Here is an 11,937-nt window from a genome sequence, read left to right as displayed (position 1 = left end):
GGACTTCAGGGCGCGTGGTGCGCGCGGCATGGGGCTTGATCTTCTCGACGAACGCGTCGCCGGCCTCGATGTCTACTCCGGACTGCTTGTAGGTCGTTCCCACGGGCCGGCCTTGTACCCCTCCCGGGGGCCCCTGTCTCGGGCCTCGGATGGGACGTGTCGGGTTTGCGGCGGCTCGCTGCCCTGGGGCGCCCGCACGATATCGGTCTGGGATATTTGACCGGTGGGGTGGGGGCTGATTGACTCGCGGGCCAGATGGGCGCCGAGGAAACCCTCTTTCAACGTTTTGGCAAGGAGTTCCCCAAGGGCACCGAGCTCTTCCGCGAGGGAGAGATCGGCAAGGAGATGTTCGTCATCCAGTCCGGGAAGATCGCCATCTCCAAGCGCGTACGCGACGTGGAGAAGGTGCTCGCGGTCCTGGGGCCGGGCGAATTCTTCGGGGAGATGGCCATCATCTCCAACAAGCCCCGGAACGCCTCCGCCGTGGTGCATGACGACGCGAAGCTGCTCGTCATCGATCCCAAGACCTTCGAGGCGATGATCCGCGGCAACGCGGAGATCGCCGTGCGGATGATCAAGAAGCTGGCCGAGCGCCTCTCCGAGGCGGACGCCCAGATTGAAAACCTGCTCCATGGCGACCCCGCCAGCCGCGTCGTCCATCAAATCCTCCAGGCCTGCCAGACGCGCGGCCGGCCGCTGGAGGAGGGCGTGGAGGTGGACTTCGCCGTCCGGGAGATGCCCCGGCAGATTGGCGTGGGCGAGCCCGCCGTGCGCAGCATGCTGGAGCGCCTGGAGCGCGCGGGCCTCATCGAGCGGAGCGGCGACAGGATCACCGTGTACGACACGGCCCGGCTGCATGACTTCCTCAACTACCTCGAGATGAAGTGGAAGTTCGGAGACCTCTAGCGTGAAGCTGCAAGTCCTCGGGTGCCACGGCGGCGAGCTTCCCACGTGCAGGAGCACCTGCTTCCTCGTGGACGACGTGCTCGCGCTCGACGCGGGCGCACTCACCGGCACGCTCTCGTTGGATCAGCTCTGCAAGGTGGACGACGTGCTCGTCGGCCACAGCCACTTCGACCACGTGAAGGACCTGCCGCTGCTCGCCGACCTGGTCATCGGCCGCAGGGACAAGCCCGTCACCATTCATGCCTCCCGCGAGTGCGCGAAAGCGCTGCGCGAGAACATGTTCAACAACTCGCTGTGGCCGGACTTCACGCGCATCCCCACGCGCAACAAGCCCGTCCTGGCCATCAAGACCTTCCGCGCCGGCAGCACCTTCCAGGTGGGCCCCTACACCGTGAAGAGCGTGCCGGTGAGCCACCCCGTGGAGTCGTGCGCCTTCATCATCAGCGACGGCAAGACGTCGCTGGCCATGAGCGGCGACACCGGCCCCACGGACAAGCTGTGGAAGGCGCTCAACGCCACGAAGAACCTGAAGGCGCTGCTGCTGGAAGCCAGCTTCCCCAACAGCCTCCAGGCCCTGGCGGACATCTCCGGCCACCTGACGCCCGCCACCGTGGGCTCGGAGCTGCGCAAGTTCGACCGCAACGGCGCCCAGGTGATGCTCTACCACCTGAAGCCCGCCTTCGTGACCCAGCTCAAGAAGGAGCTGGCCCCGCTGCCCGTGAACGTCCTGGAGCTGGGCGAGACGTTCCAGTTCTAGGGGTGTGCCGCGGCGCGGCGTACGCGGGTATTGACGGCCCGAGGCGGGCGGATTAACCCCCGGGCCTCATGGCCTGGTTCTCCAAGAAGCCCCGCATCGCCGTCGACTCAGAGAAAGCCGCCGAGCCCCAGCCCTCCCGCATGCAGGGACTCTGGGCCAAGTGCGAGCAGTGCGACGAGATCATCTACCGCCAGGAGCTCGAGAAGAACTGGATGGTGTGCATGCACTGCGAGCACCACCACGCCTGGACGGCTCGCGCGCGGCTGGCGGCCACGTTGGATCCGGACTCCTTCGAGGAGTTCGACAAGGAGCTGGAGCCCCAGGACCCGCTCGGCTTCACCGACTCCAAGAAGTACAAGGACCGGCTCAAGTCCACGCGCAAGAACCTGGAGGAGAACGACGCGTTCATCTCCGGCGTGGGCCGCATCGAGGGCCACCCCGTCTCCATTGGCAGCTTCGTCTTCGAGTTCATGGGCGGCTCCATGGGCTCCGTGGTGGGTGAGAAGGTCACGCGCGTGTTCGAGCGCGCCTTCGAGCTCAAGTGCCCCGCGGTGGTGTTCTCCGCTTCCGGCGGCGCGCGCATGCAGGAGGGCATCTTCTCCCTGATGCAGATGGCGAAGACGTCCGCGGCCATTGCCCGCTTCCGCACCAGCGGCAAGCCGTACGTCTCCGTGATGCTCAACCCCACCACGGGCGGCGTGGCCGCGTCCTTCTCCTGGCTGGGCGACATCATCCTCGCGGAGCCCAAGGCCCTCATCGGCTTCGCCGGCCCGCGCGTCATCGAGCAGACCATCCGCCAGAAGCTGCCGGAGGGCTTCCAGCGCTCGGAGTTCCTGCTGGATCACGGGATGATCGACGCCATCGTCCACCGCAAGGACCTGCGCGGGAAGCTGGGGCAGATCCTCGGCATGCTGGGGTAGGGCAGCGGGCTTCCACCCATGGACGCGCCCCGCACCCCCGAAGAGGCCCTGCGCTTCTTCCAGGCGCTCAACCCCTCCGGCATCAAGCTGGGGCTGGAGCGGGTGAGGGACGCGCTCGCCGCGCTGGATCACCCGGAGCGGGACTACCCGGCGCTGCACGTCGCCGGCACCAACGGCAAGGGCAGCACCTGCGCCTTCGTGGCGCGCGCGCTGGAGGCCGCCGGCCACCGCGTGGGGCTCTACACGTCCCCGCACCTGGTGCGCGTCAACGAGCGGATCCGCGTCTCCGGTGAGGACATCCCGGACGCGGTCTTCGGGCAGCGCATCCTGGAGGTCCTGGAGCGCTATCCCTCCGCGCTGTCGGATCCGATGACGTACTTCGAGTTCGGCACCGTGGTCGCGCTCTGGCACTTCTCCCGCGAGCGCGTGGACGTGGCCGTGCTGGAGACGGGCCTGGGCGGCCGGCTGGACGCCACCACCGCCGCGAACCCCGTCGTCACGTGCGTCACCCCCGTGTCCTTCGACCACATGGAGTACCTGGGGAACACGCTCCGGGAGATCGCCGGGGAGAAGGCCGGCATCTTCAAGGCCGGTGTCCCGGTGGTCCTGTCCCGGCAGGAGCCGGAGGCCCTGGACGCGCTCCTGCGCCGCGCGGAGCAGCTGGCCGTGCCCGTCCAGGTGGAGGGCCGCGACTTCGGCATCGTCCCCGGGGCCGATGGGACGCTGTCGTATCGGGGACCCGGGTGGTCGCTCGACGGCCTCACGCTCGCGCTGCGGGGGCCGTATCAGCACCAGAACGCGGCGGTGTCCCTGGCCTGTCTGGAGGCCCTCCATGCCCGGGGCGTGGCGGTGACGCCGGATGCCGCGCGCGAGGGTCTGGCCACGGCGTGCTGGCCGGGGCGGCTGGAGGAGGTGTCCCAGGACCCGACGGTGGTGGTGGACGGCGCCCACAACCCGGCGGGCGTGGCGGTGCTGCTGGAGGCCCTGCGCACCCTCTACTCCGGGCGGCCGTTGCACCTTGTCTTCGGGGTGGTGGCGGACAAGGACCGGGGGCCGATGATGCGAGCCCTGTTTCCGCTGGCGGCCTCCGTGCACCTCACGCCGCTGGACACGCCGCGCTCGCTTGCCCCGGAGCGATACATCGCTGAAGCACGGATTTTGTGTTCACGGGTCGCCGCGCACTCCTCCCTGGAGGAGGCCCTTGCCGGAGCGAGGGCCGATGCAGTGGGTCGTCTGGACGGCGTGGTCCTCGCTACAGGCTCACTGTTCCTGGTAGGCGCCGTGAAGCGATGGGTTGACCGAAGCCTTGGCGCGATGCGGTATCAGCAGTAACTTTGCGACATGCGCCTGCCGGACTGGAGATCAGCGCTTCCGGGACCTCCGATGCCCACCGTCGATGAGGTCGACTTCCGGGCGCTGTACTCCAAGACCAACTACGTGGTGGAGACGGCGGACGGCTGGTCGCTCGTCATCACGCGCTACCGGCCGGTGAAACAGGCCTTCGCGCAGCCGCTGTTCGGTGAGCCGCTGCTGCTGGTGCACGGCTTCTCCCAGAACCGGCACACGTGGACGAGCGGCCAGTTCGTCAAGAACCTGCTCTTCTTCGGCGTGGACATCCACATCCTGGAACTGCGCGGGCACGGCAAGAGCTCCATCGCCTTCCAGAAGGAGCGCGCCGAGCGCTTCAAGCGCCCGCTGCCGCAGGACCTGGACTACGGCTGGGACCTGGACAGCTACTTCCTCTACGACCTGCCGGCGGCCGTGTCCGGCGTCAAACGCATCACCCGCCGCGAGCGCGTCTTCTACTGCGGCCACTCCATGGGCGGCATGCTGGGCTACGGCTACGCCGGCATCCACGACGACTTCGAGGGGCTCATCACCATCGGGTCGCCCGCGGACCTGGGGCGCGGCTTCATGCTGCTGCGCATGCTGGCGCACGGCTCGCCGCTGCTCGCGGGTGCGGTGGACATGACGCTGGGCGGGCTGAACCTCAACCGGCGCGCGTCCTCGCTGGGCCTCTCGCTCCTGGCGAAGGGGGCGGGCGCCTTCAGCCCCGCGCTCCAGAAGCGCCTGGAGCCGGACGCGTCCAAGCCGCTCGTGTTCAACGCGGTGCCGGTGGACGTGGTGCTCAAGTGGGTGGAGCGCCAGCTGTCGCAAGCGGACGAGTCCGCGCTGTATCAGCGCTTCACGCGCAAGCTGAACCGGCTCATCAACACGGAGCGCGTCAGCCGGGACGACATCCGGTGGCTCCTGCGCGAGGGCGGCGAGCGCGAGCCCCGCAAGGTGATTGAACAGTTCGCCCGGTGGATCCGCCGGGGCGAGATGGTCTGCTACCGCACGGATTACGACTTCAAGCGCGGCTTCGGGAAGATTGAAATCCCCATGGCCATCATCTTCGGGGACCTGGATCCGCTGGCATCCGTGGAATCCACCCGCAGCGTCTACCGCGCCGCGAAGAGCGAGTACCTGCTGTGGCGGCCGGTGAAGGGCAACAGCCACGTCGAGCTCACCATGGGGCACGACATCCGGCAGATCTGCTACGACATCAAGAACCTCATCGAGTACACCCGCACGCACCGCACGCGCTCGCCGGCCCTGCCGCGCTTGCGTTGAAGCGCGGACGTTCCGGCCAGACTGAAAAGTTGGTGCCCCCCGGGTGCGTGATATTTTCGCGCGCGTCTGTCTTCTGACGCATGTCACGGGAGTGGTCGATGAGGGGCTTGGCGGTGTCTCTGCTGGGATTGTGGCTCGTGCCGCTGGTGGCGCTGGCGCAGCAGCCGGCGGATTACAACACCATCACCTCCGTCAACGTCAGCGGCGGGACGGTGGAGATCTCCGGCAGCAAGAAGCCGGACTTCAACAGCTTCACCATGACGGACCCTCCGCGGCTCGTCATCGACGTGTCCGGCGCCGTCTTCAAGGACGTGCCCGAGGAGCTGCCGGTCGGCAATGGCACCGTGACGGGCATCCGCACGCAGGCCTATGGCACGGAGTCCTCGTCCATCGCGCGCATCCTCATCGGCTATGAGCGCGAGGTGGAGACGGACATCCAGACCTCCGGCAACAAGCTGGTGGTGAAGGTCCTGGGCAGCGGGGGCGGCGCGGTCGTCGCGCAGGTAACCCCCTCGGAAGGGCAGGGCACCCCCGCGCAGGGGGCCACCGCGGCCAACACCCAGGCCGGCTCCAACGCGCAGGACGCGGCCCGCGCCGCCGCGTCGGACCGGGAGGCGCAGGAGAAGGCCGTGAAGGCCGCCGCCGACGCCGCCCGGGCGGAGCGCGAGGCCCAGGAGAAGGCCGCCGCCGAGGCCACCGCCCGCGCCAAGGCGGATGCGGACGCGGAGAAGAAGCGCCAGGAGGAGGCCCAGGCCGCCGCGAAGCGCCAGGACGAGGAGCGCCGCGCGTCGGAGCAGGCCGCCGCCGCGGAGAAGAAGCGCCAGGAGGAGGAGGCCCAGGCCGCCGCGAAGCGCGCCGAGGATGAACGCCGCGCCACCGCGCAGGCCGCCGCCGACCAGAAGCGCCAGCAGGAAGCGGACGCGAAGACCGCCGCGAAGACCGCCGCCGAAGAGAAGCGCGCCGCCGCGCAGGCCGCCGCCGAGGAGCGCCAGGCCGCCGCGAAGACGGCCGCGGAGCAGAAGCGCGCCGCCGCGCAGACCGCCTCCGAGGCGAAGCGCCTGAAGGATGAGGAGCGCCAGGCCGCCGCGCAGGCCCGCCGCGAGGAGCAGCAGTCGGCCCGCGAGGCCGCCGCCGACCAGAAGCGCCAGCGTGCGGCGGAGGCCCGTGAGCGCCGCGAGCAGGCCGTGGCGGCCCGTGAGTCGCGCGCCCGCCCCAGCCAGGGCAGCGCCGCGGCCGAGTCGCGCGAGAGCGGTGGGGGCGCGGTGTCGTCTCGCCGCAAGACGATGACGCAGATTGGCTTCCAGCAGCAGTCGGACAGCTCGCGCGTCTTCGTGCGCACCAACGAGCCGGTGCGCTACACGGTGGGCACCTCCGGCAATCAGGTGGTCCTGGAGCTGGAGAACACGCGCGTGGTGGAGTCCAACAACACGCTGCCCCTGGACACGCACTTCTTCCCGTCGGCCGTGTCGCGGGTGGAGGCGTTCTCCGGCGCGGGCCAGACGGTGCGCGTCGTCATCCAGCTGAAGCAGGGGGTTCGCTATGAGACACGCCAGGAAGGCGGCCTCATCACCCTCGACTTCCCGCGCCCGGGCCGGTAGGACGGGGCGGGCGCCGTTGCCGGCACGGCGCCCACCGCCCACGCCTCCCGCATGACCTTCCTTGCCCCGGTCGTCCTGACGCTCTGGGTGTCGGCCCAGATTCCGCTGGCCACGCAGGTGGAGCTTCCCACCGGCGAGGTCGTGGAGCTCGCGGCCGACTACGTCGTCTTCGAGAACGACGTCCTCACCGCCCGGGGCCACTGCGAGCTGCGCAGCGGCCCCAACGTGCTGCGCGCGGATGAAGTGACGTACAGCGAGGCCACGCAGGTGGCCACCGCCACCGGCAACGTGATGTTCGTCAGCGGCCTGATGGCCGCCATCGCGGACGACGTGCGCGTGGACCTGCGCTCCAACGAGGCCAACGTGAAGGGCGGCCTCTTCATGCAGAAGAAGGGCGTCACCCCCGAAGCGCTCCAGGCCGCCAAGACGCCGGACGAATTGCGCAAGATGGGGGAGACGCCCGTCCTGATGAGCGGCACGCGCATCCGCCGCACCGGCGAAACGGCCTTCTCCGTGGACGGCCTGGCCTTCACTCCGTGCCAGTGCGGCCCGGGCGAACCCGGCTGGCGCGTGGAGGCGAAGGAGGCCAACGTGAAGATGGGCGAGCGCGCCATCCTCACCTGGCCCGTGGTTTACGTGCGCTCGGTGCCGGTGTTCGCGCTGCCGTGGCTGTACCTGCCCCTGGCCGAACGCCGCTCCGGCCTGCTCATCCCCCGTCCGTCCAACTCAGGCCTCAACGGCTTCGGGCTGGACGTCCCCGTCTTCGTCACGCTGGGGGAGAGCTACGACCTGACGTTCACGCCGGGCATCTACACGGGCGGCGGGGACATCTCGAACCCCCGGTTCGTCGAGGTGGACGAGGACGGCAACTCGACGCCCATCCGCGAGCTCCGCCCCACTGGCGTGAAGGGCCCCCGGCTGCTGACCGAGTTCCGCTACGTCCCCAGCGACCGCACGCGAGGCCGGGCCACGCTGGGCTTCCTCTATGACTTGCGGCCCCGGTTGGATCCCACGACCTCCGACTTCCTCCGCGTCGTGGACCGGACCAACTCGAAGAAGCCCTTCTACACATCGCAGATCATCGACGAGAAGCGGGGCCTGCGCGGCGAGGCGTCCTGGCAGCACACGCAGGACCTGGGCGACGGCTGGCACGACCGCGTGGACGCGTACTTCGTGTCGGACGGCTTCTACACGCGCGACCTCACCGCCGACCTGCTGGTGCAGAACACCAACTACCTGCGCAGCACCGCCGTCGTGTACCAGCGCCGCGACGAACGCTACCTGGGGCTGGACGTGTCGCTGCGCCAGGACCTGCGCTACGCCTACCGCTTCTTCCAGCCGAACCCCGTCCCCGCGGTGGCTTCGCTGAGTGGCGACGCCTTCAACCCCCACGGCCCCACGACGTTCCAGCGCCTGCCGGGCATCACCCTGGCTCTGCCCCAGCGGCCCCTCTTCGGCGGACGGGTGATGGGCGGAATGCAGGTGGAGTACAGCCGGCTGGCGCCCCTGCGCAGCGGCGGTTTCTCGGACGACGGCTCCGACGGGCTCTTCTCGCTCAACGGCATCTGGCGCCCCGAGGGCACGCCTCTCGAGGCCGCGCCGGTGGTCGATGAACTGGAGGGCAACGGCCGCCTGGACCCCACCGAGCGCGAGGGCCGCGACCGCGTGTCGTTGGCCCCGCGCCTGTCCACGTCCTACGGGCTGGGCAACTGGGGCCGGCTGACGCCTTCCGTGGCGCTGCGCCAGGACGTGTCCGTGGGCGAGGTCTCCGGCCGCACCGCCGCGCGCGGCTACGCGCTGGCGGACCTGATGCTGGACTCGCAGCTGGCGCGCACCTTCGCGGACCGGGACACGCTCTACCGCCACACGATGTCCCCGTCGGTGAACCTGCGCTACGTGCCCGGCGGCTGGGGCCACGGGCTCACCGCCCTCAACGGCAGCGGCACCGGCACCGTGCCGCTCATCTACGACGAGTGGGACTCCGCGGTGCCGCTCCAGTCCAACGGCAGCGTGCGCGGCTTCCTCCACGCCGTGGTCGCCGTGGACCAGTCGTTGCGCGTGCGCAAGGGGCCCACCACCCGGGAGCCGCTGCGCCTGCGCATCGGGCAGGGGTTCGACCTGTCGCGCATCGCGCCCGTCGCGGGCCGGGACACCGTGCAGGGCAGCGTGGTGCGTGACACCTTCGCGCGCCTGTCCGCCAGCGCCGGCGTGCTCACCGCGGGCGGGCTCGTGCGCATGGACCCGACGACGCTCGACATCACCCAGCTGTCCGCTGACTTCACCATCGACAACGGCAAGGGCAACGCCCTTTACGCGCGGTACGACGACCTGCTGGCCGTGAAACAATTGTCAATTGATCGTGGGTTGGATCCTTTGGCACAAGGCCCCGATTTCGTGCGCCGGGGCGTGGACATGCTGGTGGGAGACGCACCTCGTCCCCTGCCGTCCCACAACGATCAAGTCGACCCCTCTCCGACCGAACGGGCACAGGCCCTCACTGTTGGTACGCGAATCAAGCTCGGATTCGGGCTCGGGTTGCGATACGAAGCACTTGTGCAGCCGCTTTATAAGGATCTGATTACCCAGGAAAGTCAGCCCCTTGCGCAGCAGACCTTTGGCGTGTCGTATGGACCCGCCTGTGACTGCTGGCGTATCGAAGGGGTTGTGATCCTGCGGCGCAACCAGACGCCGGAATTCGCCGGCGTGAATCTGAGTGTGGCCGGATTCGGATCCTTCGGGTCGGGAGGTTAGGAATCACCCGCCGTACGCGAGCGTTGCACACACCTCGGAAACATCCCCCCTAGAGGAGAAGTACTTCGTGTCGGATCTCGGAAAAAGAATTGGCCAGCGCATTCGCGAGCTTCGCACGCAGCGCCCGGAGCGATGGACGCAGGAAGAGCTCGCGGAGCGAGCGCAGATCAGTGTGTCCTTCCTGTCGATGATCGAACGCGGCGAGCGCGTGCCCCACGTGGAAACCCTGGCGGCCCTTTCCAATGCCCTCAGCGTCAGTCTCGGTGAGCTCTTCACGGGCACCGAGCAGACGCCTGCCCAGACGGAGGACCTGCTGCGTCCCCTTTCGGATTTCGCCCGTGCACGCGGCCTGAACGCGCGCGACGTGGACCGCCTGCTCGGCGTGGCCCGCGTGATGTTCAACGGCTCGGCGGCCTGAATCCCCTCCCGGGGAGGGCTCTTCCCCGTGCGTCTCCCTTCCGCCCGCCTCCCCCCCGGCGAGGCGGAGGGCCCCACGTAAGGATTGACCCCGGGGCCCCGCGTCCATAGCGTGGCTGGCTGATTCTTGAATCAACCAGTCATGGGAGGACGCGTGGGCCAGCAGAAGACGGCGCCGGAGAACGGGACGCGGGAGAGCGAGCGTCGCCGCACCATCCTGCGGGCCGCCATCGACGTGTTCGCCCGCAAGGGCTACCACGGCTGCCGTATCGCGGACGTCGCCAAGGAGGCGGGCGTCGCGTACGGGCTCGTCTACCACTACTTCAAGAACAAGGATGAGCTGCTGGAGACCGTCTTCGAGACGGGCTGGAGCGGCTTCATTGCGCGTGCGCGCGCCGTCGCGGAGAGCGAGGGGCCGCTGGTGGAGAAGGTCCGCCGCATCGCGGACGTGGCCTTCGATGCCTACCGCGTGGACCCCCGCGCGGTGAAGGTGCTCATCCTGGAGATTGCCCGTTCACCGGCCGGAGCCCGCATCAACCGGCAGACGGCCTTCGTGGACGTCATCCGCCTGAGCGCGCAGATGTTCACCCGCGCGAAGGAATCAGGGGAGCTGCGCCCGGACGTGGATCCGCTGCTCGCGTCCGCGCTGCTCTTCGGCTCCATTGAAATGGGGCTCACGGCCTTCGTCGTGGGGCTGGCGGACGCGCGCGACACGGCGATGCTCGAGCGCGCGAAGGCGCAGATCGCCGACTCGTTCCTCCACGGCGTGCTGCTGAGCAGCGCGTCCTCCAAGTCGGAGCCCGCGAAGCACGAGCCCGCGAAGCACGAGCTTCCGCAGGGTGAGGAGCCCCAGGACGCGGCCCCGCCGAAGCGGGAGAAGGCCGCGCCCAAATCCCGGACGCCCAAGCGCGGCTGAGAAGAGGCCGCGCGGCGCGCTACGGGTTGCTCAATCCGGGTGCGTTGGTGGCCACGCCCGGCGCTTCCGGGGCGCCGGTGAAGTCCAGCTTGAGCAGCGTCTGGCCATCCACCCAGCGGTCATCGGCCTTCACGCCCCAGTGGAGGTGTGGACCGGTGACGCGGCCGGTGCTGCCCACCAGGCCCAGCGGGTCTCCCTGCTTCACCTGCGCGCCGTCCTTCACGTCGATGCGCGACAGGTGGAAGTACGCCGTGTAGAGCCCCGCGCCGTGGTGCACGAGCACGGTGTTGCCGGACGCGTAGTTCTCACGCGTCATCACCACCGTGCCGTCGTTGGCGGCGACCACCGGCGAGCCCGTGGCGCCGTCCAGGTCCACGCCGAAGTGCTGCGTCTGCAGCTTGCCGTTGAACGAGCGGCGGTCGCCGAAGGGCGCCGTCACCGTGGCCTCGCGCGGCCAGGCGAAGTTCTGGCCGAACAGCGGCGTGTGGAAGGGCTGCGCGAACGCCGCGGCGAACGCCTTGCGGTCCGCCTCCATGCGCGCCTTCACCGCCTTGGGCGGCTTCACGTACTTGTTGGCCACGCGCAGCTCGCGCTCGCGGAAACCCGGCGCGCCAACCTTGAGCACGCCGGACAGCAGCACCGGCAGGCCGCGCCCGGGGGCCGTGACGTCCACCGCCACGGTGCCTTCCGTCTGCTCCACCGGCAGGCTGGAGAGGGCCGCGTAGCCGTTGTTCCACGCGAAGAAGCGCAGGGGCCGGCCCGCGATGGAGCCCGTGGGCAGCGAGGACGCGCCGCTCACCATCACCAGCACCGGGTCGCCTGGCTTGGGGTTGGAGGGCTGGAGCGACAGGCGCGGCCCGTCCAGGGGCGCCACCTTCATCGGTGCCAGCTCGCCCTGGAGCACGGCGCCCGTCGTGGGCGCGCCCGGGGCGCGGAGGCCCGACGCGGTGGGCGTGGCCGAGGAGCCCGGCACGCTGCCCGTCACCACTGCGTTGGGGGCGGTGGGCGTGGCCGCGGCGAGCGCCGGAGACCCGGAGGCGAGCAGGGAGAGGACGAAGA

10 protein-coding genes are annotated in these 11,937 nt (G+C 69.6%); 9 read left to right on the top strand and 1 reads right to left on the bottom strand.

The annotated features are described in order from the left end of the window. The first annotated feature begins 255 nt into the window (after nt 1-255). From D7V77_RS35550 to D7V77_RS35510, 9 genes are all read left to right on the top strand, one after another. Nucleotides 256-906, top strand: coding sequence for a Crp/Fnr family transcriptional regulator (locus D7V77_RS35550; RefSeq protein ID WP_120549954.1), 651 nt, complete (start codon nt 256-258; stop codon nt 904-906). A 1-nt stretch (nt 907) separates the two neighbouring features. Continuing rightward, nucleotides 908-1,663: an MBL fold metallo-hydrolase gene (locus tag D7V77_RS35545; RefSeq protein WP_120580707.1), complete on the top strand. Its 756-nt coding sequence runs from the start codon at nt 908-910 to the stop codon at nt 1,661-1,663. A gap of 68 nt (nt 1,664-1,731) precedes the next feature. Beyond that, complete coding sequence (gene accD, locus D7V77_RS35540; RefSeq protein WP_120580706.1) at nt 1,732-2,583, top strand: acetyl-CoA carboxylase, carboxyltransferase subunit beta; 852 nt, start codon at nt 1,732-1,734, stop codon at nt 2,581-2,583. An 18-nt stretch (nt 2,584-2,601) separates the two neighbouring features. Then, the gene (locus D7V77_RS35535) at nt 2,602-3,915 is read left to right on the top strand and encodes a folylpolyglutamate synthase/dihydrofolate synthase family protein (RefSeq protein WP_199733944.1); all 1,314 of its coding nucleotides are present in this window, start codon (nt 2,602-2,604) and stop codon (nt 3,913-3,915) included. A gap of 9 nt (nt 3,916-3,924) precedes the next feature. Then, complete coding sequence (locus D7V77_RS35530; protein WP_120580705.1) at nt 3,925-5,196, top strand: alpha/beta fold hydrolase; 1,272 nt, start codon at nt 3,925-3,927, stop codon at nt 5,194-5,196. Nucleotides 5,197-5,294: 98 nt separating this feature from the next. Further along, on the top strand, nt 5,295-6,794 hold the full coding sequence (locus D7V77_RS35525; protein WP_199733943.1) for an AMIN domain-containing protein: 1,500 nt from the start codon (nt 5,295-5,297) through the stop codon (nt 6,792-6,794). 51 nt (nt 6,795-6,845) lie between these two features. Next, nucleotides 6,846-9,545 carry an LPS-assembly protein LptD gene (locus D7V77_RS35520; RefSeq protein WP_120580703.1) on the top strand — a complete coding sequence of 900 codons (2,700 nt, stop codon included), beginning with the start codon at nt 6,846-6,848 and terminating at the stop codon, nt 9,543-9,545. A gap of 67 nt (nt 9,546-9,612) precedes the next feature. Continuing rightward, a complete protein-coding gene (locus D7V77_RS35515; RefSeq protein WP_014398120.1) occupies nt 9,613-9,963 on the top strand; it encodes a helix-turn-helix domain-containing protein in 351 nt (116 codons plus the stop codon). A 153-nt stretch (nt 9,964-10,116) separates the two neighbouring features. Beyond that, nucleotides 10,117-10,878, top strand: coding sequence for a TetR/AcrR family transcriptional regulator (locus D7V77_RS35510; protein ID WP_120580708.1), 762 nt, complete (start codon nt 10,117-10,119; stop codon nt 10,876-10,878). 19 nt (nt 10,879-10,897) lie between these two features. Here D7V77_RS35510 and D7V77_RS35505 read toward each other — a convergent pair whose 3' ends face one another. Then, complete coding sequence (locus tag D7V77_RS35505; RefSeq protein WP_233597435.1) at nt 10,898-11,758, bottom strand: M23 family metallopeptidase; 861 nt, start codon at nt 11,756-11,758, stop codon at nt 10,898-10,900. Nucleotides 11,759-11,937 lie beyond the last annotated feature (179 nt).

Source organism: Corallococcus sp. CA041A, from assembly GCF_003612075.1.
Taxonomy (GTDB): Bacteria; Myxococcota; Myxococcia; order Myxococcales; family Myxococcaceae; genus Corallococcus; species Corallococcus exiguus.
The sequence above is the reverse complement of the archived record's forward strand: the minus strand, read 5'-3'. Positions and strand labels throughout refer to the sequence as shown.